The 23,186-nt window shown below is 59.0% G+C and carries 27 protein-coding genes; 8 read left to right on the top strand and 19 right to left on the bottom strand.

Annotation, left to right across the window (positions count from 1 at the left end; genetic code table 11):
* Window positions 1-1,061, bottom strand: a 1,061-nt coding sequence (locus HUJ17_RS15165; protein WP_290511492.1) for a cellulase family glycosylhydrolase, incomplete at its 3' end; no start/stop codon positions are given.
* Between the two features lie 102 nt (window positions 1,062-1,163).
* On the opposite strand from HUJ17_RS15165, the gene HUJ17_RS15160 reads away from it, so the two are divergent.
* Window positions 1,164-2,153: an AraC family transcriptional regulator gene (locus HUJ17_RS15160; protein ID WP_290511479.1), complete on the top strand. Its 990-nt coding sequence runs from the start codon at window positions 1,164-1,166 to the stop codon at window positions 2,151-2,153.
* 47 nt (window positions 2,154-2,200) lie between these two features.
* Here HUJ17_RS15160 and HUJ17_RS15155 read toward each other — a convergent pair whose 3' ends face one another.
* From HUJ17_RS15155 to HUJ17_RS15140, 4 genes are all read right to left on the bottom strand, one after another.
* Entirely contained in the window at window positions 2,201-3,313 is a 1,113-nt protein-coding gene (locus HUJ17_RS15155; protein ID WP_290511478.1) for a hypothetical protein, read from the bottom strand.
* 568 nt (window positions 3,314-3,881) lie between these two features.
* The gene (locus tag HUJ17_RS15150; RefSeq protein ID WP_290511477.1) at window positions 3,882-4,244 is read right to left on the bottom strand and encodes an STAS/SEC14 domain-containing protein; all 363 of its coding nucleotides are present in this window, start codon (window positions 4,242-4,244) and stop codon (window positions 3,882-3,884) included.
* Window positions 4,245-4,274: 30 nt separating this feature from the next.
* Window positions 4,275-4,757, bottom strand: a complete 483-nt coding sequence (locus HUJ17_RS15145; protein ID WP_290511476.1) for a hypothetical protein — start codon at window positions 4,755-4,757, stop codon at window positions 4,275-4,277.
* 141 nt (window positions 4,758-4,898) lie between these two features.
* Window positions 4,899-5,345: a YtoQ family protein gene (locus HUJ17_RS15140; protein ID WP_290511475.1), complete on the bottom strand. Its 447-nt coding sequence runs from the start codon at window positions 5,343-5,345 to the stop codon at window positions 4,899-4,901.
* A gap of 118 nt (window positions 5,346-5,463) precedes the next feature.
* On the opposite strand from HUJ17_RS15140, the gene HUJ17_RS15135 reads away from it, so the two are divergent.
* On the top strand, window positions 5,464-6,273 hold the full coding sequence (locus HUJ17_RS15135) for a DUF3298 and DUF4163 domain-containing protein (RefSeq protein WP_290511474.1): 810 nt from the start codon (window positions 5,464-5,466) through the stop codon (window positions 6,271-6,273).
* A gap of 107 nt (window positions 6,274-6,380) precedes the next feature.
* Here the strand turns inward: HUJ17_RS15135 and cobS are convergent, their stop codons facing one another.
* Genes cobS through HUJ17_RS15120 form a run of 3 tightly spaced genes read right to left on the bottom strand, consistent with a single transcriptional unit; the run spans window position 6,381 to window position 8,524 of the window.
* Window positions 6,381-7,115, bottom strand: coding sequence for an adenosylcobinamide-GDP ribazoletransferase (gene cobS, locus HUJ17_RS15130; RefSeq protein ID WP_290511473.1), 735 nt, complete (start codon window positions 7,113-7,115; stop codon window positions 6,381-6,383).
* A gap of 21 nt (window positions 7,116-7,136) precedes the next feature.
* A complete protein-coding gene (locus tag HUJ17_RS15125; RefSeq protein ID WP_290511472.1) occupies window positions 7,137-7,661 on the bottom strand; it encodes a M23 family metallopeptidase in 525 nt (174 codons plus the stop codon).
* Window positions 7,640-8,524, bottom strand: coding sequence for a LysR family transcriptional regulator (locus HUJ17_RS15120; protein ID WP_290511471.1), 885 nt, complete (start codon window positions 8,522-8,524; stop codon window positions 7,640-7,642). Before HUJ17_RS15120 ends, HUJ17_RS15125 begins: the two co-directional genes overlap by 22 nt.
* Before the next feature lie 127 nt (window positions 8,525-8,651).
* Here HUJ17_RS15120 and HUJ17_RS15115 point away from each other — a divergent pair, with 127 nt between their 5' ends.
* Window positions 8,652-9,428: a ferredoxin--NADP reductase gene (locus tag HUJ17_RS15115; RefSeq protein ID WP_290511470.1), complete on the top strand. Its 777-nt coding sequence runs from the start codon at window positions 8,652-8,654 to the stop codon at window positions 9,426-9,428.
* A 197-nt stretch (window positions 9,429-9,625) separates the two neighbouring features.
* Here the strand turns inward: HUJ17_RS15115 and HUJ17_RS15110 are convergent, their stop codons facing one another.
* The 3 genes from HUJ17_RS15110 to HUJ17_RS15100 all read right to left on the bottom strand — a co-directional run bounded on the left by HUJ17_RS15110 (window position 9,626) and on the right by HUJ17_RS15100 (window position 12,120).
* A complete protein-coding gene (locus tag HUJ17_RS15110) occupies window positions 9,626-9,820 on the bottom strand; it encodes a YheV family putative metal-binding protein (protein WP_290511469.1) in 195 nt (64 codons plus the stop codon).
* A gap of 109 nt (window positions 9,821-9,929) precedes the next feature.
* Complete coding sequence (gene prlC / locus HUJ17_RS15105; protein ID WP_290511468.1) at window positions 9,930-11,963, bottom strand: oligopeptidase A; 2,034 nt, start codon at window positions 11,961-11,963, stop codon at window positions 9,930-9,932.
* The gene (locus tag HUJ17_RS15100) at window positions 11,941-12,120 is read right to left on the bottom strand and encodes a hypothetical protein (protein WP_290511467.1); all 180 of its coding nucleotides are present in this window, start codon (window positions 12,118-12,120) and stop codon (window positions 11,941-11,943) included. Before HUJ17_RS15100 ends, prlC begins: the two co-directional genes overlap by 23 nt.
* 43 nt (window positions 12,121-12,163) lie before the next feature.
* Between HUJ17_RS15100 and HUJ17_RS15095 the strand changes: the two genes are divergently transcribed.
* On the top strand, window positions 12,164-12,694 hold the full coding sequence (locus HUJ17_RS15095) for a gamma carbonic anhydrase family protein (RefSeq protein WP_290511491.1): 531 nt from the start codon (window positions 12,164-12,166) through the stop codon (window positions 12,692-12,694).
* An 8-nt stretch (window positions 12,695-12,702) separates the two neighbouring features.
* Here the strand turns inward: HUJ17_RS15095 and HUJ17_RS15090 are convergent, their stop codons facing one another.
* The 8 genes from HUJ17_RS15090 to HUJ17_RS15055 form a co-directional block, all read right to left on the bottom strand.
* Window positions 12,703-13,680, bottom strand: coding sequence for a lipid A deacylase LpxR family protein (locus tag HUJ17_RS15090; protein WP_290511466.1), 978 nt, complete (start codon window positions 13,678-13,680; stop codon window positions 12,703-12,705).
* Between the two features lie 44 nt (window positions 13,681-13,724).
* Entirely contained in the window at window positions 13,725-14,153 is a 429-nt protein-coding gene (locus HUJ17_RS15085) for an ion channel (RefSeq protein ID WP_290511465.1), read from the bottom strand.
* A gap of 24 nt (window positions 14,154-14,177) precedes the next feature.
* The gene (gene aroE / locus HUJ17_RS15080; RefSeq protein WP_290511464.1) at window positions 14,178-14,990 is read right to left on the bottom strand and encodes a shikimate dehydrogenase; all 813 of its coding nucleotides are present in this window, start codon (window positions 14,988-14,990) and stop codon (window positions 14,178-14,180) included.
* Window positions 14,987-15,895, bottom strand: coding sequence for an oxygen-dependent coproporphyrinogen oxidase (gene hemF / locus HUJ17_RS15075; protein ID WP_290511463.1), 909 nt, complete (start codon window positions 15,893-15,895; stop codon window positions 14,987-14,989). Before hemF ends, aroE begins: the two co-directional genes overlap by 4 nt.
* A 26-nt stretch (window positions 15,896-15,921) precedes the next feature.
* Window positions 15,922-16,470 carry an L-threonylcarbamoyladenylate synthase gene (locus tag HUJ17_RS15070; protein ID WP_290511462.1) on the bottom strand — a complete coding sequence of 183 codons (549 nt, stop codon included), beginning with the start codon at window positions 16,468-16,470 and terminating at the stop codon, window positions 15,922-15,924.
* Between the two features lie 90 nt (window positions 16,471-16,560).
* Window positions 16,561-16,779 carry a hypothetical protein gene (locus HUJ17_RS15065; protein ID WP_290511461.1) on the bottom strand — a complete coding sequence of 73 codons (219 nt, stop codon included), beginning with the start codon at window positions 16,777-16,779 and terminating at the stop codon, window positions 16,561-16,563.
* A gap of 112 nt (window positions 16,780-16,891) precedes the next feature.
* Window positions 16,892-17,953, bottom strand: a complete 1,062-nt coding sequence (gene dprA / locus HUJ17_RS15060; protein WP_290511460.1) for a DNA-processing protein DprA — start codon at window positions 17,951-17,953, stop codon at window positions 16,892-16,894.
* A gap of 78 nt (window positions 17,954-18,031) precedes the next feature.
* Window positions 18,032-19,102, bottom strand: a complete 1,071-nt coding sequence (locus HUJ17_RS15055) for a LysM domain-containing protein (RefSeq protein WP_290511459.1) — start codon at window positions 19,100-19,102, stop codon at window positions 18,032-18,034.
* Window positions 19,103-19,250: 148 nt separating this feature from the next.
* On the opposite strand from HUJ17_RS15055, the gene def reads away from it, so the two are divergent.
* From def to trkA, 4 genes are all read left to right on the top strand, one after another.
* Window positions 19,251-19,757, top strand: a complete 507-nt coding sequence (gene def, locus HUJ17_RS15050) for a peptide deformylase (RefSeq protein WP_290511458.1) — start codon at window positions 19,251-19,253, stop codon at window positions 19,755-19,757.
* A gap of 207 nt (window positions 19,758-19,964) precedes the next feature.
* Window positions 19,965-20,933, top strand: a complete 969-nt coding sequence (fmt, locus tag HUJ17_RS15045; protein ID WP_290511457.1) for a methionyl-tRNA formyltransferase — start codon at window positions 19,965-19,967, stop codon at window positions 20,931-20,933.
* Window positions 20,920-22,227 carry a 16S rRNA (cytosine(967)-C(5))-methyltransferase RsmB gene (gene rsmB / locus HUJ17_RS15040; RefSeq protein WP_290511456.1) on the top strand — a complete coding sequence of 436 codons (1,308 nt, stop codon included), beginning with the start codon at window positions 20,920-20,922 and terminating at the stop codon, window positions 22,225-22,227. The genes fmt and rsmB overlap by 14 nt, the downstream gene beginning before the upstream one ends.
* A gap of 3 nt (window positions 22,228-22,230) precedes the next feature.
* A partial coding sequence (trkA, locus tag HUJ17_RS15035; RefSeq protein WP_290511455.1) for a Trk system potassium transporter TrkA occupies window positions 22,231-23,186 on the top strand: 956 nt, incomplete at its 3' end.

The following is a 23,186-nucleotide window of genomic DNA, read 5'->3' as shown; positions in this document are numbered from 1 at the left end:
TGCTCTTCGAGCCCACACCCTGCATCACTAAGAGGGAGGCCCGGCAATCCCGGCGTTTTCGCCAAACAGTAATTATGAAAAGACATGCCTGCCCTGACATCATCGCCCACGCCATCGTGTGCCGTGTCTGCACCATTATTAAAGGTGACGAAGGGCTCATAAAAAATAATTGCCGTATCATCTTCTTCCCGCACCGCATCGGCAGCCAGGCGGCTGACAGCGGTGAGTTTTTTGTCTTGATCTGTCAGCAGGCAACCCAGCGGGTTGGCACAGAGCGCCAATGCAGAACCCGGGAAAGGCTCGTTCCACAAGTCATAACCCAGCAACCTGTCCACATCCTTGATTCGGGAAGCCACCCGACGCCAGGCTTCGGCGAAGGCCTCATGCATAGGCCGGCCTGCCAGATCCTGGTCGTTATCCAGAAAATGATCATAGGCTCGCCACAATGCGGGCATCAGGAAATAATTACCTGGAAAGCCGAAATCAGGCTGGTTCGGCAAGCCGTCATCAAACACCGTCCAGTCGGGAAAGCCCTCCCCGCTGAATTTCTCGTTATACATATCCTGATGAAAATCAAACAATACCCACAGACCGGCATCGGATGCCGCCTGGGCGGTACGGTATAACGACTCCAGATAATCGGTATCGTACTGGCCCGGCTCAGGCTCAAACGCCTTCCAGATGAATCCCAACCTAATGGTGTTGAAACCCTGACTAGCAATATAGTTCAGGTCATCCTCTCCAAACCCGATCGCCTCGGGTGTATAGGGCGGCAGCTTACTGATCTGGTTCACCCCCTGAAGAATTACCACCCGACAGTCCGCATCGATCACCCACCGCCCAACCTGACCCAGCCTTCCTTCGGAAACCTTGTCATCACAACGGGATCGGGCATCCACTGGCTGAGTGTTATCGGGTCTCTCCTGCTCTTGGACAACATTATTCTGGCTCTCGGGGGGCGTGCTGCTCCCGCCATTGCCACCACCACACCCGAACAGAAAGGCAACCGGGATCCATAGAAGACCCTTGAGCACCAATCGACAACGTCTTTTTATTTGCATATCCACTCCGACAAATCCACCACAGGATATATACAAATATGACTTTGATGCGGGGTTGCCGTCTTGCCAGAATCGGACATCTTTTAGCAAATCACGACACTCATGCGCTGCATTGATGCCACTTACTCACATCTGCTTTTCGACCACCTGGCAAGTCGGGGGATTGCGGCCGAGAAACTATTGGGCAAGATGCCAAAAGCAGGGAGTCGAATAGCGGAAGATCGCTGGAAAGACATGCTGGAAAAAGGGGCCCGCGCGGCTCAAGACTCCGCCTTCGGCCTCTCTGTGGCCAGCCAGTTCTCGTTACGGTATCTGGGAGCGGTTGGTTACCTTCTTCTCAGCAGCAACAATGTCATGGACGCTCTCGCCAAAGGGCAGCGCTATCACGTCCTGATTTCTGAAATGAATCCGGTAAAAGCAAATATTGAGGAGGATCATCTTGTCTTATGCTGGCCTCTCGAACATGGCTGGAGTGGTCAGTTATGGGATGAGCTGGGGCTTGGCACTACCCTCAAGTTGATTCAGGCGATTAACCAGAAACCTGTATTTCCGTCCTCAGTGGAATTTGTTGGCCCCCCTCCCTCAAACCGGGGCACCTATGAACAGTTTTTTGATTGTGACGTTTCATTTAATCAGGCAATGCCGAAACTGGTTTTCCCTGTTAAAAACCTGTTCTCCCCTATCCCCAAAACAGACCCATACCTCCATGACATTCTTGATAATCAGGCGAAACAACAGCTCAGGAAGCTGGCACTGGAGGATGAGGAAATAGGGCATTACCGAAAACAACTATTACAGATGATTACCCGTAACCAGCCTTCACTGGAAAATCTCGCTGCGGAAAACGGGATTTCAGCCCGTTCAATGCAAAGACGACTACGGACACATCGTATATCTTTTCAGACCCTTCTTGATCAGACCCGCCACACCCTGGCAACAAATTATCTGCGGGAATCACGACTCGGTCTGTCAGATATTGCTGGCATGGTTGGCTACACCGAGCAAAGTTCTTTCTCGCGGGCATTTGTACGATGGGAAGGAGTGTCACCGGGCAGGTATCGGCGACAAAACCTTGAAGACGATAATGAGTAGATTCCAACAAGAGGAAAATTCACAGCCTCTACAGCCATGGTTCTGATTCAGGGTGATGCTTTCTCCACTGGCATAAGCGGAACATCCAGTGTCCCCTCCCAGTTTTCCGGTGTCGCCAGGCCACGCACCCATTTTACCGAGAGAATTTTCCAGTCCGGGTCCCGTTCGCGCAGCAGGGCCACCACACCGGGAAGATGTGCCGCCCCGTAGGTAATGTGGATTTTTCTGGCAGGATCCGCCAGCAACCGCTCCACCAGTTTGCGGTTGCGGAAATCCAGTACCACCTTGTCCAGATCCCTGTCACGGATATTGTCTTCATCCAGCGCGATGGCGATAAAGCCACGGCACAGCACACCGATCAGTTCCCGCTGGGGCTCGTTAGCCTTGGCATGCCAATCCAGCAGGCGATCTACCAGATTCGGCGGCCGAGGCTCGGGAAGCTTGCCGCGGCGGCGCATCCTCTCGTCAAATTCCGGATCGGTTTCGATTAGGCGCTGATATTCCTGCTTCATCTCCAGGGTAGTTACATCAGCCACCACATGGCGGTCTGGATTACGCCGGGCTGATTTTTCCATCAGCGAAAAATAATCCACCTGAAAGGTCACCCCGCAAGCATCCGCCAGCGCCCTGAAGTGATCCGCCAGGTCGCCACCACCAGCCCCGTTTGCGCTGTACCAGTCGTCTCCTTCCCCCGGCGAAGGGCGAATGCCCTCGTAGTAAAGCCGGTAACCGGATTGCAGGGCGGACTCCAGGTCATAGACCACGGATTTGTAGAAGCTTTCCATGCCCACATGGACCATGCCCTGGAAAACCACCGTCTTTTCCCCGTTGGTTAGCACCACGTTGGGCAACAGGGGAGGGTCCGCCTCCACCTTGTAGATAAGATAATAAATGGGAAAGGCAACAGAGATAGTAAGAAGGCAGAAAGTCAGAATCAGGGTTGCCAGGGTATGGCCTCGAAGCTCCGACCCCATCAGCAACAGCGCCACACCCCGTACCAGCAAACCCAGCACCAGGGCAGTCGCCAGCACCGCCCAGAACAGCCACAGCGTCCAGATAAACAGTACCGGCAGACTGACTACAAACAGAATGACAAGCAGAAACTCGCCGATTGCCGTCAGGCTGATCCTACGCCGCTCTGCCGGTGACACCCCTGTCATTGGCTTTCCTCTTCCTTGGTCGGCCCGGCGGGAGATAGTGGCCAGGCGTGGCTTGTCGGCCGGGAACGTCCAGTATCCCCATAACCGAAGACCGGTACCACCTCCCTCACAGGCCAAAAGTCATCGGCCAGGATGCCAGGCACGGCGGCCTCGGCCGGCAAGCGGCGGACAACGCTGTCAGCCATTATTTATAACGTTTTTTTTATCTGCCGGCGCTAGTGAATCGCGAAGCTGCGGCGTAGTATCGCGCCGCCCTCCAGATGCAGCCAGACTGAGTCGGGAGGATTCCCACTACCAGACAGCAACTGTCTGACTTGAAAAGGAAAACGACAATGGCAAAAGGCCCCAAACCGCTACGTAACTGGGCGGCAATGGATCCACTAATGCGCAAGGGCGGCGCTCATCAATCCGGCAGAGAACAGACCCGGCCCCGTATGGACTGGCGCCAGGCGCTGGACGAATTTGAGGACCTGCAGGTGCGCATGCCGAATGCACAGGAAGGAGAAATCAACGAAGGGCCGGATGGCCCTTCTTTTTTATCTGCGGGTGCGGCACCACAATGGTGCGGTCAGTCCGCGCAGATCCATGCTTTGGCAGTGTCCACGTCATCACCGGCAAAAACCTTTACCTCAATGGAAGGCAACAGCTTATCGGCCAGCAGCGCCAAACGCCGCATCCAGTCTCGATCGGTGACCACGGCCTCACGTTCGAACTGTTGCCAGTGACGCAAACCGAACTTCAGGTCCTCGAAAAGGGCATCCATGGCCACACCACCAAAGGTTTCCATTTCAACATAGAAACGCACCTTATCGTGCCTTGCCAGGGCTGCCTCCAACGCGGCTGCCACGGCATCGAATTCCGGGCGGGTAATTTTGCCGGAAATTTTTGCCCCGACCACCCGCTCATCGTCGAAGGGAATCAATGTCAGCATGCCAGCTCCTCCCTGTATCCTTAACGGCGCTCAGTTTTCCTCAGAGCTATCCGGGCTTTGTGCTGCAGGTGCATTCAGCGCCTGCCAACTCTGTTTGACGGCTTCCCAGCCCTGGGAGAATTTCACCTTGGCAGCCTCCCAGTTGTCCGCACTGGCCTGCTGCAATGCCTGGTAGCTGGCTTCCAGCTCTGCACGCTGTTTTTTCAGGGTAGCCATAGCGGACTGTTTGTCCAGCCGTGCCTGCTGGGAAAGATCCTGCCAGCGGCTGTCGATCTCGCTTTGCAGCAACGTGATCTGTCTATCCAGGTCATCCAGCGCATGGCGGGCGGCACGCATGGCTTCGTTTTTCTGCTCCACCGTGAATGCCTGAATCTCTTCCAGTGTGTCTTCCATCTGGGTGGCGACTTTCTCGGGATCCGGCGTCTTCACATTCGGCACCCCTTCGGTATTTGCCCAGGAAATGGACGTTGTCACCAGCATGAGCGCGGCAGCTGCGAGTAAACGGTGTGTCATTGGAACACTCCTTGAATTGCCTGTTAGTACCTTTCACCCGGTAGGACAAGCAGAATGCGGAGAATGCTCCTGAAGAGATGAAAAAAGCGGTAAAACAGGCCAGGGTCGGCCATTATTGGCGAGCCCTGGCCCCATTGCCTGTCAGGCGTTGAGGATATAAACCAGCATCTCCACCACCTGTTCGGGGGTGCGTGCCACAGCATCGGCGGCCGCATCCACTTCCTTGAGAGGATGGTCGTGTTCTTCATCGTGAAGAATGATCATCGGCGTGCCCAGAGCAGCGGTGTAGCCCGCATCGAAGGCCGCATTCCACTGCTTGTATTTGGGCCCGAACCGGACAATCACCAGATCCGCCTCGTCGATCAGCTTGCGAGTGCGGATACCGTTGATACCCGCTCCCAGGCGGTCTTCCCAGAAGCGTTTTTCTTCCGCACCGAGAATGTTTACCCCCACCTTGTCGCTGGCTTCGTGATCGGTCACCGGGCCGGTAAATTCGATATCCAGCTCTTTCTCGGCACAACCCTGAATGATCCGCTCACGCCAATCGGTGTGAATCTCCCCGGAAAGGTAAACCGTCCAGAAGCTCATTGCGTTTCTCCCATCAATGCAGTGTCAGTAAACCCGGCCAGCATAGGTCCGTGGTTGCAAAAGGCAAGGCGCCTGCCGTTAAATGCCCGCATCCCGAGTTTTCCTAAAAGGCGATCCCATGCGCATGACATTTGTGTTCCTGCTCGCAGTAGCTCTGCTGGCAGGTTGTGATAACAACAATCAGGATGCCGACCCGTCTGGCGCACAACAGGGCACCACTGCCTCCCAAACCGGGGAGGCCAAGGGGCATACCGGCGAGCTGGTGCGCGTTCTTCATACCCTGGAAAAAACGGATGAACAGTGCCAGGGCGACGGCTGCCCGAAAGTGGACCTGGCCTGGGTCACCTTTGAAAACCAGCCGACCCTGAATGAGGCGATCACCACCCAACTGGCCGGCATGCTGGTTCAGAACCAGGGCAGCACCCCCCATGACGGCACTATCGAAAGCCTGGTGGATGCCTTCCTCGCCGATGCGTCAGACATGGCCATGGCCTCCAAACAAGGCTGGGAGCTGAATGCTTCCATCAAGCGACAGACCCGCCGGGGCGACCTGCTCACCCTGCGCATGGACAGTTACGAATACACCGGTGGCGCCCATGGCCAGCCCGGCGTGCAGTACTTTCACTGGGATCTGGTCCGCAAGCAAAAACTGACCCTTTCAGACCTGCTGGAACCTGGTCAACAACAGGCTTTCTGGGAGCTGGCCCGACACCAGCACCGGCAATGGCTGGACAAGGAAGAGCTGGATCAGACCTTTCGCGACAGCTGGCCCTTCGATCGCACCGACAATGTCTACTTCGGCAAGGACGGCCTGGTGCTGCACTACAATGTTTACCACATTGCTCCCTACGCCATGGGGCAGCCTGAGCTAACGATTCCCTATGAAAAACTCGACGGCATTGTGCGCGATAAATACCTGAACCCCTGATGGAAGCCCGGGGGTGGATGAGCCGCAGGCGTCATCCATCCTTCCATCGAATATTCCGGCTGGACGCGGGGTTGGTATGGTGGCTAGCGGCTGCGGCCAACTGTTCCCTAGAGAGTCAGGGCCAACAAAAACACCAATTCGGTAAACACCACGCTGGCCCCCAGCGCATCCCCGGTATAGCCACCGAGCTGCCGCTTCAGGCTGGCGCCCCACAGCAACGCCACCAGCACCACCGCCAATAAGGCAGGCAGCCACACGGAAAACAGCAACGCCACTACAACGGTGAACAGCGCAGCCAACAGCAGCCGTTGCCCACTGAAGGCTTCCGCCACCGGTTTGCTTTTACTGGTATCCGGATCGGTCACATAGGGCAGGAAACGCATCAGCAGCAAGGGCGTCAGGCGGCTGATGGCCGGCGTCATCAGCAGGGCCAGCCAGACCGGGTCGGCATCCATCAGCAACAACGCCTTCAGACCCAGCGCCACTATCAGCGCCACCGCGCCATAGGTGCCGATACGGCTGTCCTTCATGATCTCCAGCCGCCGCGCCACCGTGTAGCCGCCGCCCAGAGCATCCATGCTGTCCGCCAGGCCATCCTCGTGGAAGGCCCCGGTAATCCAGAGATGGAAGGCCAGCACCAGACCGATACATACCGGCAGGCTCCAGAACACGGCCAGGCCAGCAAAGAGCGCTCCATAGAGCCCTCCCAGCAGCAAACCCACCAGCGGAAAGTAGAGGCTGGAACGATTCATCAGGCTCTGGGAATAATCGATCTTCACCGGCATGGGAATCCGGGTCAGAAAGCCCACGGCCAGCCAGAACGACTGCCATTCCTGTTTCACGACAACTCCCTGTTAAACGGGTTAGCGCACATCGAAATGCCTCAGTGGATTGAGGTAGAACATCTTTTTCCAGCCCTGGGGCGCCCCATCAGCCTTCCACGCCAGCGGCAACAGACTGACCAGGGAATAATGCAGATGGGGCGGCTTGCCCGCCGCATTGCCACTGCTGCCCACAGAGCCTACCGGCTCCCCCGCCCATAACCAGGGCCCGGTCTCGGCTATGTCTGCCAGATGCGCATAATAGTGAAGCCGCCAGCGGGGACCCAGCACCAGAACGACCCTGCCACCCCGGGCCAGTTCGCCGCGAAATAACACCAGGCCGCCGCTGCTGGCCAGCACCGGTGTGCCGGTGGCCGCAAAAATATCCACGCCCTTGTGCACCCCGGACTTGCCCCAGGGGTGATACCAGAACGTCTGTGGATGCCAGTCACTGGTATCGGCGCCCTGTACGGGAACCTGCCGCCCCTCCGGCAGCAACAGCCCGAGCGTCAGCAGCAGTGCCAGCCCGATCAGGCTGTAACGGGTTATCCTGCGGACGCGCGACATAGTTCCAGCCACCTCTCAATGCCCGGGCTGCGGTACTTCTGGCGATGCAGCACAAAGTAGAAATCACGGCTGAAATCCCGGTGGGGCACCGGCAATTCCACCAGCGAACCGCGCTTGAAGGCTTCGCGCAGACACACCCGGGACAGGCAGCTGATGCCCAGTCCGGCTTCCACCGCCCGCTTGATGGCCTCGGTATGCTCCAGTTCCAGGGCCAGATCCAGCTTCGGCACCAGCCCATGCAGGCCGCGTTCGAAGGTCTGCCGGGTGCCGGATCCGGATTCGCGAACAATCCAGTGGGCCGCCCGCAAGTCTTCGTCGGTAAGTGCTTCCTTACCGGCAAGAGGATGGTCCGGACTGCAGAACACCACCAGCTCGTCCTCTCGCCAGGGCAGCAGCTCCAGATCCGGGTGATTCAGTTCGCCCTCGATCAGACCCAGATCCAGCTCGAAGGCCAGCACACGCTCCACGATGGTCCGGGTGTTAGCCACCTCCAGATGCACCCGGGCGCCGGGCTGTTCCGCCATGTAATCGGCCATGATACCCACCGCCAGATAGTTGCCGATGGTCAGCGTGGCCCCCACATTCAGGCGCCCCAGATCCCGATGACTGAGCAGGTCGGCTTCCAGCTCACGGGCCTGGGCCAGCAGAGCCTCCGCCCGGGGCCAGAACTGGCGCCCCAGCTCATTGAGCTTGAGCCGCTTGCCGGCGCGCTCGAAGAACTTCAGGTCGTACAGGGCTTCCAGCTCCTTGAGCGCCCCGGAGGCGGCGGACTGGCTCATGCTCAGACTCTCCGCCGCCTTGCTGATGTTCTCGTGGTGCGCCGTGGCCAGGAAGACCTGAAGCTGGCGCAGGGTAAATTTCATGGGTGCTCTCTTCGGTCCATATATTGATAATACCGATATAATACATCGGAATTACCCATTTTACCGATAAACCCGTTTCGATTAAATTTCCATCATCTGGAGTTTTGGAATAAGCGCTGAATTAATTATGTCTAATTTGAATACTGAAACCGTCACCAGCGTGCGCCACTGGAACGACACCCTGTTCAGCTTCACCACCAGCCGCGACCCGGGTTTCCGTTTCAAGAATGGCCACTTCACCATGATCGGCCTGGAACAGGACAACGGCCGCCCGCTGTTGCGCGCCTACTCCATCGCCAGCGCCAACTATGAAGAAGAACTGGAGTTCTTCAGCATCAAGGTGCCGGACGGCCCGCTCACCTCCCAGCTGCAGAACATCCAGCCGGGCGACAAGATCTATGTGAGCCGCAAGCCCACCGGCACCCTGGTGGCCGACCACCTGCTGCCCGGCAAGAACCTGTGGCTGCTCTCCACCGGCACGGGGCTGGCGCCTTTCATGAGCATCATCAAGGACCCGGAAGTCTACGACCAGTACGACCGTGTGATCCTCACCCACGGGGTGCGCCACGTGTCCGAGCTGGCCTATCAGGACACCATTCAGAGCGAGCTGCCCAACAACGAATTCTTCGGTGAATTTGTCAAAGGCAAACTGCTCTACTACCCGACGGTGACCCGCGAACCCTTCCGCAACCAGGGCCGACTCACCGACCTGATGACCAGCGGCAAGATCTTCGCAGACCTGGGTCTGCCCACACCGAGCCTGGAGAACGATCGCTTCATGCTGTGCGGCAGCCCGGCCATGCTCAAGGATACCCAGGCGATTCTCGATGGGTGGGGCTTCAGGGAAACCCGTGGCGGCGAGCTGGGGGAGTATGTCATCGAGCGGGCCTTTGTGGAGAAATAACCCCCTCGCATCTTGACGCTGCAGGCAAAACGCTACGGGCCGCTTTCGCGGCCCGTTTTTTTGATTCAGAACCAGCCACATAGCGAAACGCCTGTTGCGAAGAGCAACAACGGTTTGCTTACGTCCATCGCCATTCGTATCTGGCAATTCGAAACAGGTTTGTTCGCGCTACAAGCGATTCCTCTACAGAAACACGCTTATTTCTTTGCCGGCTGCAGGGTGACCGGCCTGGCCAGGGCATCTGTGGTTTCCGGTGGCTTGGCATCCAGATCCTTGGTGGCGCCGCAAGCAACGCATTCCATCCACTGCTTGTCACCGTCGATGACGCGCTGGATCTTGTCCATCTGTCCGCATTCCGGACAGGTAGCCCCGGCAATAAATTGGCGTTTCATGATTGCTCCCTATCCCTCCGCAGGAGCGGCGCTCGAGCCGCGAACATTACTTGGGAAAGCTTTCGCAAGCACATTCGCGGCTCGAGCACCGCTCCTACGGTGAAATCTTCTAACCGCTGATGCCGCAATGACGCAGTAGCGGTTCCACACTGGGCTCGCGGCCGCGGAAGGCCTTGAACAGCTCCATGGGTTCGCGGCTGCCACCCTTGGCGAGAATTTCGCTGCGGAAGGCACGGCCGGTGTCTTCGTTGAACTCGCCTTCTTCCTCGAAGCGGGAATAGGCATCCGCGGAGAGCACTTCTGCCCATTTGTAGCTGTAATAACCCGCCGCATAGCCGCCGGCAAAAATGTGCCCGAAGCTGTTGGGAAAGCGGTTGAACGCGGGCGGCTGAATTACTGCCACCTGCTCACGCACCTCTTTCAGGACCTGATAGATATCCAGCCCTTCCTGGTACTCCGCGTGAATACGCATGTCGAACAGGGAGAACTCCAGCTGCCGCACCATCTGCATGGCGCCCTGGAAATTCTTTGCGGCCAGCATTTTGTCCAGCTTTTCCTTGGGCAGGGGTTCACCGGTTTCATAGTGGCCGGAAATCAGGGCGATGCCTTCTTCAGTCCAGCACCAGTTTTCCAGAAACTGGCTGGGAAGCTCCACCGCATCCCAGGCCACCCCGTTGATGCCGGAAATACCGGACACATCCTGCTCGGTAAGCATGTGGTGCAGGCCATGGCCGAACTCGTGGAACAGGGTGACCACTTCATCGTGAGTCAACAGTCCCGGTTTGCCACCGGCGGGCGGAGCAAAGTTGCAGGTCAGGTAGGCCACCGGGGTTTGCAGGCTACCATCCGGACGACGACGACGAATGCGGGCGTCATCCATCCAGGCGCCACCCCGCTTGCCGGTGCGCGCATACATATCCAGATAGAAGGCCGCGCGCACGCTGCCATCGTCATCCACCAGTTCGTAGAAACGTGCATCTTCGTGCCACAGATCCACATCATCACGCTGACGGAATTGAATCCCGAACAGTTTGCCGACCACGGCAAACATGCCGTTAATCACGGTATCCGCCGGGAACCAGGGACGCAGCTCTTCCTCGGAAATGCTGTAACGCTCTTCACGCAGCCGCTCGCTCCAGAAACCGATATCCCAGGGGTTCAGATCATCGGCCCCCTTTTCGGCCGCAAAGGCTCTGAGTGCTGCCAGTTCCTGTTCCGCCTGAGGCTTGGCCCGCTTGGCCAGGTCTTCGAGGAACTGAATCACCTCGTTCACATCCCGGGCCATCTTGGTGGCCAGGGACTCTTCAGCAAAGTTGGCAAACCCCAGCAGTTGCGCCTGGTCGTGCCGCAATTTGAGGATTTCATCCATGATGGCGGAGTTGTCGAACTGGCCAGCCTGGGGACCCTGGTCAGAGGCCTTGGTGGTCCAGGCCACATACATTTCCTTGCGCAGCTCGGCATTCTTGCAGTGGCTCATGACGGCAATAAAGACCGGCGCATCCAGCGTCAACAACCAGCCGTCCTTACCGTCGGCCTTTGCCCGGTCAGCAGCACCGGCTTTGGCGCTGTCCGGCAGCCCATCCAGTTCCGCCTCATCGCTAATGTGTTTGGTCCAGGCCTGGGTGGCATCCAGGGTGTTGTCGGAAAATTTGCTGGTCAGTTCAGAGAGCCGCTTGGAATTGGCCATGTACTGCGCTTTCTTGTCCTCCGGCAGATCCACCCCGGAGAGACGGAAATCTCGCAAGGTATTTTCAATGTCTTTCTGCTGGGCTTCGCTGAGCGAGCTCCATTCATCACTGTCACGCAGGGTCTGGTAGGCGGCACACAGCTGCGCGTTCTGGCCCACCTCGGTGCCATACTCGCTGAGCAGCGGCAGGCAGCTGTTGTAGGCATTACGCAACGCCTCATTCTGGGCCACCGCATTGAGATGCCCGGCGGGCCCGAAGGCCTTGCCCAGGCGATCGTCTTCCTCATCCAGGGCCTGCACCAGATGGGCGTAATCGAATTTGCCCTCCGCCAGCACCTGCTGGATGCGCGCTCGGCCATCCGCCACCAGTTGCTCCACAGCGGGCAGTACATGCTCCGGCTGGATTTTTGAAAACGGCGGCAGTTCCGGGTAGTCAATCAGCGGGTTGTTGCTCATGGGTGTCCTGTCCTGGTTCTGTCTGCGCTGCCGGCAAGCGCTGGCGAGTCGTCTCGTCCGGTTGCAACAGCGTCTGGAAAATCAGCCACTTGCTCAGCAGGAAAACGCCAAGCAAGATCAGTATGGCAATCAGTATACGGGTGGGCGGCTTGTTCATGGGCCTCCCTGACGATCACATTCAACTATCGAGTTTATCAGTGATGGGGATTCGCCGCTTTGAAGACAAGGCCCCGCAATTGGGGGAACGCGTATTTGTGGACCCGGATGCTACCGTGATCGGCGATGTGGTGCTGGGTGACGATTGCTCCGTATGGCCGCGGGCCGTCATTCGCGGAGATATGCATGCCATCCGCATCGGCGCCCGGGTCAGCATTCAGGACAATGCCGTGCTGCATATCACCCACGACTCCCGTTTCAACCCCGGCGGCTTCGCCCTGCAGATCGGTGACGATGTCACCCTCGCCCACCAGGCCATGCTGCACGGTTGCAGCCTGGGCAACCGGGTAATGGTGGGCATGCAGGCAATCATCATGGATGGTGCGGTGGTGGAAGACGACGTGATTGTTGCCGCCGGATCCCTGGTTGGCCCCGGCAAGCGCCTGGAGAGCGGGTACCTTTATCGGGGTCAACCGGCTCGCCAGGTGCGCCCACTCAGCGATGAAGAAAAGCAGTTTTTGCCATATGTGGCCGGGAATTATGTGCGTCTGAAGGATCGCTATCTGGCGGGCTGAGCTGCGATTCAAATTCTCCACATAAACGACATATTCCCAAAGCTCAAAATATCGTCGCTTTTTCGAATCGGTGATGAAGACCCCTGAAGCGTGAGGGTGAATGAGAAATCGTCCAGGCTGATGCCGCCACCGAGCACCAGCCCGAGAATGCCGTCACGGGACTCCACATTATAGGGGCCACTGTTTTCTTCCAGGTAGGAGTAGGCTATGTACTCCCCGAAACTGGCGAAGAAGATTTCCCAGCCAAACCCCTCCCCATCGAACAAGCCCACCAGGGACCCAGCGGTGCCGATACCGGCGTAGTCGGGGATAAAGTTTCGCGGTAGATTCTGACCAATACGCCAGAACCCACCGGCTTTGGCTGTGCCGCTAAAGTTGTTGGCGTCTACGCCCCAGGCGTAACCCACTTCACTTTGCAACGGACCCTGAAGATAGCGGAACAGGCGATGGGCGTGGAGAAAGTAAGCGCCGCCAATAGCATCATGACCAAGCTGATTATCCCAGCCCTGGGGCTCCTCGGAACCGGTGATCTTGTGTACCACTTTCTGTGACTGTTCTGCGCCAGAATCCGGACCCACGATGCCAACCCGTACGCCATAGCCGAACAGGCTGTTGCCGTTCCAGCTGAACAGGCCCAACTCCAGATTGCTGTAGCCCACATAGGGCAGATCATTAAAGTCCGGCGTTTCGCGACTTATATCCGACGGGGTAATCATGATCTGTTCAAGGCTCAGGGTCAGAGCATGCTTTTCATCAGCCAGGCTGATGCCGGGTAGCGGGTCCAGAGCGGCGGCAAGGCCGCAGGTGAAGGTGCCATTTCGGTCGCAGTGCTCGTGTGCATCACCCACCCAGCTGATGCGCACGCCATTGGTGTACTGACCATCGGAACCGACAAACAGATCGTTATCCCAGGAAAAACCGAAGGTGGATGCCTCAGTCGCCAGCGGCAGCAGACAGGTAAGTATCAACAGAAGGCGCGAGGACATACCCATACCTCTTTCGGGGAACGGCATCGCACCCGCTATCCACATCAGAAACGCCACCGCCGCTGCATGACCAGAAAGGCAAACGATGCGGACCAGGTGATCAGTATCAGTCCGTTAAGCGCCTCTACCCCGGCGATCAGTCGCAACGTCCCAAGAGGATACAGATCACCAAGGCCCAGTGAGGTGTAGCAAGCGGTGGAAAAATACAGGTGATCCAGGAAACTGCCATCTACCGCACCGGCCAGGTTCATGGCGGTATCCCCGTGGTCCAGAATCAGGTAGACCCACGCATAAAGCGTTACTTCCACCATATGGGCGACAAACATGACCATTACCACCAGCAGGATCTCGCCGCGGAAATCTGACCAGCGCTTGAGTAGTGCGGACAATCCCGCCAGCGTCCAGTAGTGCAGTGTCACTGTGGTCAACACCATGCCCAGACTGACCATGGAGGCAAACAGCACTTCACTCATTACCGCACTTTCCGTCATGGCGTGCTAGCGCAGCCCGGCAATGATCGGCGCGCTGTCCGGACGCCAGCCACGCCAGATTTCAAAGGCTTCTGCGGCCTGCTCCACCAGCATGCCCAAACCATCGGCGGTAGCTGCCGCGCCCTGTTGTTGCGCCCAGACCATGAAAGGGGTGGGCTCGCTGCCATACACCATGTCGTAGGCCACGGCGCCTTCTGCCAGCAGGCCCTCTGGCAGAGTCGGCATCTCGCCATGAAGTCCGGCAGAGATGGCATTGATGACCAGATCGAATTGCCCGCTCAGGTTATCCAGTCCGCTACCCAGCACCGGCGGGTTCGTGCCATCCATAAAACCGCGAGCCAGGATAGCGGCCTTGTCTTCCGTGCGATTGGCAATGCGCACCAGCGTCGGCGCTTCTGCCAGCAACGGACCCATGACACCGCGCACCGCACCGCCGGCACCCAGCACCAGCACCCGCTTGCCCTGAATGGCCCAGCCCTGGTTATCGCGGATATCTTTCACCATGGCGGCACCATCGGTGTTGTCACCATGGAGCTTGTCGCCATCCCACCACAGGGTATTCACTGCCCCCGCCTGGCCGGCGCGTTCGGTCACAGCATCGCACAGCTCGAAGGCCTGCTCCTTGAAGGGCACGGTCACATTGGCCCCCAGGCCTCCTTCTTCATGAAAAGCGTTTACAGCGCCGGCAAAGTCATCCAGCGGCGCTTCGCGCTTTTCATAACGCAGATCATCGCCGCGCTGGGCAGCAAAGGCATGATGAATATCCGGCGACCGGGAATGGGCCACCGGATTGCCGAACACACAATACAGGGTCGTCATAACCACTCCCGATGAATCAGAAATTTCTGGTAGAGCTCAATTTCCGCACTATCCGGCTGCGGATGCCAGTCATAGTCCCAGCGCACCAGTGGCGGCAGGGACATGAGGATGGATTCGGTACGCCCGCCGGACTGTAACCCGAAGATGGTGCCGCGATCGTAGACCAGGTTGAATTCCACATAGCGACCACGCCGATAGAGCTGGAACTGGCGCTCCCTGTCACCATACTCATGGTCTTTTCGCCGCGCCACGATGGGGCGGTAGGCCTGGATATAGGCATCACCGACGCTACGCATCAGCGCAAAACTGGTGTCGAAATCGAAGCGATTCAGGTCATCGAAAAACAGGCCGCCAACGCCACGGGGCTCGTCACGATGTTTGATATAGAAGTAGTCATCGCACCAGCTTTTGAATTCCGGGTAGATCTCTTCACCGAAAGGGTCGCAGGCCTCCTTGGCGGTCTGGTGCCAATGCACCACATCCTCTTCGAAACCGTAGAAGGGCGTCAGATCAAAACCGCCACCAAACCACCACACCGGGTCTTCGCCCTCTTTTTCGGCGACAAAGAAACGGACATTGGCATGACTGGTGGGTACGTAAGGGTTCTTCGGGTGAATCACCAGCGACACCCCCATCGCCTGAAAGCTGCGGCCCGCCAATTCCGGGCGCGCTGCGGTGGCAGACGGAGGCAACTGATTGCCGAACACATGGGAAAAATTGACGCCGCCCTTTTCAATCACGGCACCGTTTTCCAGCACCCGGCTGCGGCCACCGCCACCCTGCTCCCGGTCCCAACTGTCTTCACGGAAGGTGGCGCTGCCATCTTCCTTGGCCAGTTCCTCGCAAATGTGATCCTGAAGGCCCAGCAGGTAGTCCTTCACCGCCTGCAGTGATACCTCTGACATGCCGTCTCCCGGTTCGAATACTTGGCTTAAGCGCGCAAGGTGCGGCCACTTTCCAGATCAATAATGGTAGAGGGTTTGGCGGCCCGGTCACAGGCGCCGCTGACAATAAAGTCCAGCCGCTCGCCAAGCTGGCGGGCCACCTGGAACTGATTGCGAGCCGCCGGGCGACCACTGATATTGGCACTGGTGGAAATGATCGGCTGACCTACCGCCCGACACAGGTCCCGAGCCAGGGGGTGATCCGGTACTCGCACCGCCACTTTGCTAAAGGCGCCGCGCACCCACGCGGGCACGCTATCGGCGGCGTCAACCAGATAGGTCAGCGGTGCCGGCCATTGCCCTGCCACTTGCTTACGCTGGCTATCGGTGAGGCGAATATAAGGTTCCAGTTGCTCCAGGTCTGCGCCGATCAGAATCAGGCCCTTGCTCACCGGTCGCTCCTTGATAGCCAACAGACGCGATACCGCTTCTTCATTGAAAGGATCGCAGCCCAGGCCGTAAACCGACTCGGTGGGATAAGCCACCACGCCACCCGCCTGGATAATCTGTGCCGCGCTGTGCAGATGCTGGTACATGACGAACTCACCCTGGAAGGAAAGACGGGAAAATACCCTGCATGACAAGCCGGCTCAAGGGAGAGCCGAGATTACGCCGTAGACGACAATCTAAAGTGGCACCGGCGTAACACGTTTCGCTGTCAGCGCCTTTTTTCCTTTTTTCACTTCGCTGGTTTCACACTCCACTTCCTCGCCCGGCGTGAACGCCCACTCTTCGTCTTCCGGCATGGTGCCGATAATCCGGTAGCGCCTGCCGCCCACATGAACTGCCTCCACCGCACGCCACTCTCCCTGTCCTCTCAACAAGGGCACATAGATCTCGAACATGGCACACCTCGAACACGGACGTCCTGATGCCTTCAACATTCCGCCCCTGGCCAGAAAAGGTCAAATCCGGGAAACCCTTCAGGAGCCATCGGCCCCTGAAGAGTGAACGTGGCTAGGCCGCGCCGCTGCGTTTCAGGTAGCCCCCGGTCACCCTTTCCACCCAGCCTTCCAGTTCCAGCTCGGAAAGCTGCCCGGCCAGGTCAGTTATCGGCAGGCCTGTGCGTTCCTGGAGGGCGTCCAGGGAATTGAGGCCGCCGGTCAGATGCTTAAGCAACTCGGGTAGATCCGGCTTATCAACACCAGCCGCTTCCACGCTGCGCCGGAAGTCACCGAAGGCATGAAAAATGTCCTCCCGCGATTCCAGCCAGTTGGCACCATCACGCAAAAGCTGGTGGCAGCCTTTGCTCAGAGGATTGTGGATACTGCCGGGAATGGCGAACACCTCACGCCCTTGTGTCAGGGCCGTACGTGCAGTGATCAGGGAACCGCTCTTGATAGCCGCTTCCACCACAATGGTACCGAGGCTCAGGCCACTTATGACCCGATTACGCAGGGGGAACTGGGCCGGAAGAGGTGGCGCGCCAGGCGCAAATTCCGTTACCAGGGCACCGTCAGCCTCCACAATCTGCCCGGCCAGAACCGCATTACGGGGCGGGTAGATACGATCCGGCCCGCTGCCCAGGACAGCCACGGTACGGCCAGCACTGATCGCACCCCGGTGCGCAGCAGCATCCACACCCAAAGCCAGACCACTGACGATAACAAAACCGCTGCCGGCCAGATCCCGGGCAAAACGACGACTGTTATCCAGCCCGTCCGCGGAGGCATTGCGCGCGCCGACAATGGCCAGGCCGGGCGCATTGAGCGCCTCCACGCTGCCGCGCACCGCCAACACCCCGGGGGCATCCGGGATCTGGGCCAGCAGGGATGGATAATCCGCATCACCGAGCGCCAGCCAGCGCCAGCCCTGCTCACGCAGATGCTCGTAATGGACTGTCAGCGACCCGGTGTTGTCCAGCAGCTTGCGGCGCTCTTTCAGGCCAGCTGGCAACAGTGGCAGGAAATCGGCCAGCGCAGTGCGGTCGATGGATTGCTGTTTCAGCGCACGGCCCAGGGCCGCAGATGACGGGGAAAACAACGCCTGCAATAGCAGGCGTTTGTATTGTCCGTCCATCGCCCACCTCCTTGTGTGCGTTTGACGGGTTGTAGGGAGTCGCAGCTCCGGCGGTGAGCGCTACCGCAATTTACTCAATCAGTAGCTACCCGCCGGACTTTCGGCGACATCATGCATGTAAATAGGCCGCAGGGACTCCATGATCAAGCCATAGCTGACCTTGTCGAAGACACGGAAAATCACCATGGAGCCGGTTCTTTCCCGGGGCAACTGTACCTTGTCGCCACGCTGGCGATCACGGACCACCTCACCCTGGCCGAACACATCCAGCACGTTACCCACTTCCAGACCGTCACGCTCGCCCTTGTTGATCACCACCACATCGTTACGGGCCACGCTGTTGATGCGGTCAAAGAAACGGATCACCTTGGCTTCGATCTTGGTATCCGGCGCTGACGGGTAAAGCACGGAGCGAACCCGGCGATCTTCGGTGGAGAACAGCCGGTCATCAATACGCAGATCTTCATTGGACTTGGTCACCCGCAGGGTCACCATGTCGTCCTCATGACCAGCTACACGGCCCAGACCAATCTGGCGAGCTTCATAGCCCAGTACTTCATTGGTATCCGGATCAACATATTGCTCACCGGTGCGGTAGATACCGTAGCTCTGATCCAGATCTTCCCACTTGGTCAGGGCATCCCGCGCATAAACGGTGTCGCCTTCGCCGAAGATCACCCGGCGATCACGGCCCCCAACGACGTAGGGAGCCTCGGCAATCTCCTGACGGCTGACCACCAGACCTTCTTTCAGATAGGCGGAAATGGCGCCAGCCGGAATCGCGGGGATCGCCTCGTCGTTGGCTATTTCACGCACTTTCGGCGTGAGCTTGACGGTCCCGTTGGGAAGCACTTTTTCTTCCACGCCACGCTTTACCGACAGGCGCGGCTCGCCATTCACATAGGTCAGGCGAATCTCATCACCGGGATAAATCAGATGGGGATTGCTGATTTCTTCATTGATCTGCCAGATCTCCGGCCATTGCCAGGGTTCTTCCAGAAAACGGGCGCTGATATCCCAAAGGGTATCGCCATTCTTGACGAAATACTTGCCGGGATGCCCTTCTTTGAGCATGACCTGGGCAGCCGCCAAGCCGGATAAAGACACTAACAGCCCGAAGGCCAGGGCGCGCTGGACCGATTTCATCATCATCGGATTCCTTTTATCATTATTGGACTCATCCCCAAGAGCTGCCGTGGGCCGGTTTTTACGGACACGGTTTCTTTTGGATATTAGCAATGCGATCATATATTTAGCAACCGAAATTCGAGTGCTATCGCAACTTCCGAGAAGGTACATGGCCAAACTGGAAATACTGGAATTCCCTGACCCCCGGCTACGCACGGTAGCAAAGCCGGTGGAAAAGGTGGATGACGAGCTTCGCAATCTCATCGACGACATGTTCGAAACCATGTACGCCGCACCCGGAATCGGCCTGGCGGCCACCCAGGTGAACGTACATCAGCGGCTGATCGTGATGGACCTGTCCGAGGACCAGTCCCAGCCTCGGGTTTTCATCAACCCGGAGATCACCCCACTCACCGATGATGTGGCCCCCTATGAAGAGGGCTGCCTGTCTGTGCCCGGCTTCTACGAGAAAGTGCAGCGCCCGGCCCGGGTACGTATCAAGGCCCTGGATCGGGACGGCAACGAATTCGAGGAAGAAGCCGACGAACTGCTCGCCACCTGCATCCAGCACGAGATCGACCACCTGGACGGCAAGCTGTTCGTGGACTATGTCTCCCGGCTGAAGCGCGACCGCATCAAGAAGAAGCTGGAAAAACTGCATCGTCAGCAGGCTTAAAATCAGCTGCAAGCTACAAGGAACAAGCCGCACGGAAAGGCAAAATCTTTGCGCCCCAGCACCTTCCACCGTTGTGGGAAGCGATGCTCGCATCGCGAATCGTCCTTTTAAACGCGGGCAGGGCGCATATCAGCTAGCACCGTCCTGATCCGCGCCTTGCACCTTGTAGCTTGAAGCTTGCCGCTCACAAATCATCAGAGGTTCACCTTGAAACCCTTACGTCTCGCCTTCGCCGGCACCCCGGATTTCGCCGCCGCCAGCCTGCAGGCGGTACTCGACAGTGACCACCAGGTGGTTGCCGTGCTCACCCAGCCGGACCGGGCCGCCGGGCGCGGCAAGAAAGTGCAGCAAAGCCCGGTCAAGGTACTGGCCGAAAGCCAACGCATTCCCGTGCTGCAGCCGGAAAACCTGAAGGGCGAGGACATCCGCCAGCAACTGCGTGATTTGAATCTGGATGCCCTGGTCGTGGTGGCCTACGGCTTGATCATCCCCCAGGCGGTGCTGGATATACCGCGCCTGGGCTGCCTCAACGTGCATGGCTCGCTGCTGCCGCGCTGGCGCGGTGCGGCCCCCATCCAGCGCGCCATCAGCATGGGCGATACCGAAACCGGCAACACCATCATGCAGATGGAAGCGGGCCTGGACACCGGCCCCATGTTGCTAAGCGAAAGCCTGCCGATTGGCGATAGCGAAACGGGTGGCGAGCTGCACGACCGACTCGCCGCCCAGGGCGCCCGCCTGCTGGTAACGGTACTGAACGATCTGGAGCACTACCTGGCCAACGCTACCGCGCAACCGGACGACGGCGTCACCTACGCCCACAAACTGAGCAAAGCCGAAGCGCGACTGGATTTCCGCCTGCCCACCCGCGCCCTCTACAACCGCATTCGTGCCTTCAATCCCTTTCCGGTGAGCTGGGTACCGCTGAACGGTCAGCCCATGCGTATCTGGAAAGCCAGCGAAAGCCCGCAGCCTGGCCGGGATAACGATGAGCCCGGCCATATTCTCGGTGTGGACGACAGTGGCATCCACGTGGCCACCGGCGATGGCACCCTGATTCTTGAAGAACTGCAATTGCCCGGCAAGCGTCGCATGGCCGTGGCCGATTTGCTTCGCGGCAACCCGGATCTGTTCAAGACAGGCGAACCGCTGGGTGATTCCATTGACAACGTCTGACCCTCGCCTGACCGCGGTACGCGTCCTCAACAGGGTGCTACCCGGCAAAGGCGACGGGGAAAGCCTGCGCGAAGTGCTGCGCGACTTTCCCCTACAGGGCGCCGACGGCGGCCTGATGCGCGATATCTGCTTTGGCGTCTGCCGGCACCTTCGGCCCCTCAACCACTGGCTCAACCAGCAACTGGGCAAACCCCTCAAAGCCAGCGCCCAACCTGTGCGACTGGCCCTGCTGGCCGGGCTCTACGAACTCTGGTTCAGCGAACGCCCGGCCCACGCCATCGTCAATGCCTACCCACAGCTGTGTCGCAAACTGAAAGCTCCCTGGGCCGCCGGGCTCAGCAATGCCATTCTGCGCAAGGCCAGCAAGCTGACGATTGACGATGCCGTCGCCGACGCCAGCCCCAACATCCGCCTCAGCCTGCCGGACTGGCTGTTCAAACGCTGGCAACAGGATTGGCCCGCCGACGCAGAAGCCATGGCCCGGGCCAACCTGCAAACGCCACCCTTCACCTTGCGGGTCAACCGCCGCCACCAGCAGCGGGCCGGCGCCATTGCCGCCCTGGGCGAGGGCGCCCGCCCCGGCGAACTGTCCCCCTGGAGCATCTACCTGAGCCCGGCGCGGCCGGTATTCCAGCTGCCCGGTTTTGAACAGGGCGCCCTGTCGGTCCAGGACGAAGCCGCCCAGTTGCCCGGCGAGGTGCTGCAATGCCCGCCTGGCGGCCGCATTCTCGACGCCTGTGCCGCCCCCGGCGGCAAAACCGGGCAGCTCTGTGAGAAATTCCCGGATGCCGACGTGGTCGCCCTGGAACTGGAAGGCAAGCGGCTGGCGCGCATCCGGGAAAACCTGGCCCGCCTCAACGCTGACATCACTCTGCTGCAGGGCGATGCCAGCGACCCGCAGAGTTGGTGGGACGGCACCCCCTTCGATGCCATCCTGCTGGATGCCCCCTGCTCTGCCACCGGCATCCTGCGCCGCCAGCCGGATGTAAAATGGCACCGCAAGGCGTCGGACATTCCTGCACTGGTTGATTTACAAGCGCGCATGCTGGATGCACTATGGCCGCTGCTCAAACCCGGCGGCATGCTGGTGTATGCCACCTGTTCGGTACTGCGGGACGAAAACGACCACCAGGTCAGCGCCTTCCTGCAACGCCAGCCACAGGCCCGGGATGTGACGCCACGGCCGGAAGGGGCCACAATGGTGAGCGCGGGATGGCAGCTGTTCCCGCAACATCATGGGCCAGACGGTTTCTATCTGGCGTGTTTGCGCAAGGAATCGGGGGCGCTAGCGTAGTCCATGAAGATCATTATTCTCGGTGCTGGCCAGGTGGGCGGCACCCTGGCCGAAAACCTGGCCAACGAGCGCAACGACATTACCGTCATCGATACCGATGCGGAACGGCTGCGCGAACTGGGCGACCGCCTGGATATCGGCACCGTGCGCGGCATGGGCTGTTACCCGGCGGTGCTCAAGGACGCCGGCGCGGAAGATGCGGACATGCTGATCGCGGTCACCAATTCCGACGAGGTGAACATGATCGCCTGTCAGGTGGCCTACTCCCTGTTCCGCACCCCCTCGAAAATCGCCCGCATCCGTACCGCCCACTACACCAGCCGGGCGGACAAGCTGTTCAATGAAAACGCCCTGCCCATTGATGTGATCATCAGCCCTGAGCAGGTGGTCACCGACTATATCAAGCGGCTCATCGAGCACCCCGGCGCCCTGCAGGTGGTGAACTTTGCCGGTGGCCGGGTACAGCTGGTGGCGGTCCGCGCCTATTACGGCGGCCCCCTGGTGGGCAACGAGCTGCGCGAACTGCGCAAACACATGCCCAATGTGGATACCCGGGTAGCGGCCATCTTCCGCCGCGGCCGGCCCATCATTCCGGAAGGCAACACGGTAATCGAAGCGGACGACGAGGTTTTTTTCATCGCCGCCAAGAACGATATCCGTGCGGTGATGAGCGAACTGCGCCGGCTGGAGCATAACTACAAGCGCGTCCTCATTGCCGGCGGCGGCAACATCGGCTACCGGCTCGCCAAGAGCATCCAGCACCGCTATAACGTGAAGATTCTCGAGCGCAGCCCCGGTCGCGCGGAATGGCTGGGCGAGAAACTGCACCAGACCGTGGTACTCCAAGGCCTGGCCACGGACCGGGACGAACTGCTCAAGGCCAACATCGAGAACACCGATGTGTTCTGCGCTCTCACCAACGACGACGAAGCCAACATCATGGCCTCACTGCTGGCCAA

This window comes from Alcanivorax sp., from assembly GCF_014762765.1.
GTDB lineage: Bacteria > Pseudomonadota > Gammaproteobacteria > Pseudomonadales > Alcanivoracaceae > Alcanivorax.
The sequence above is the reverse complement of the archived record's forward strand: the minus strand, read 5'-3'. Positions and strand labels throughout refer to the sequence as shown.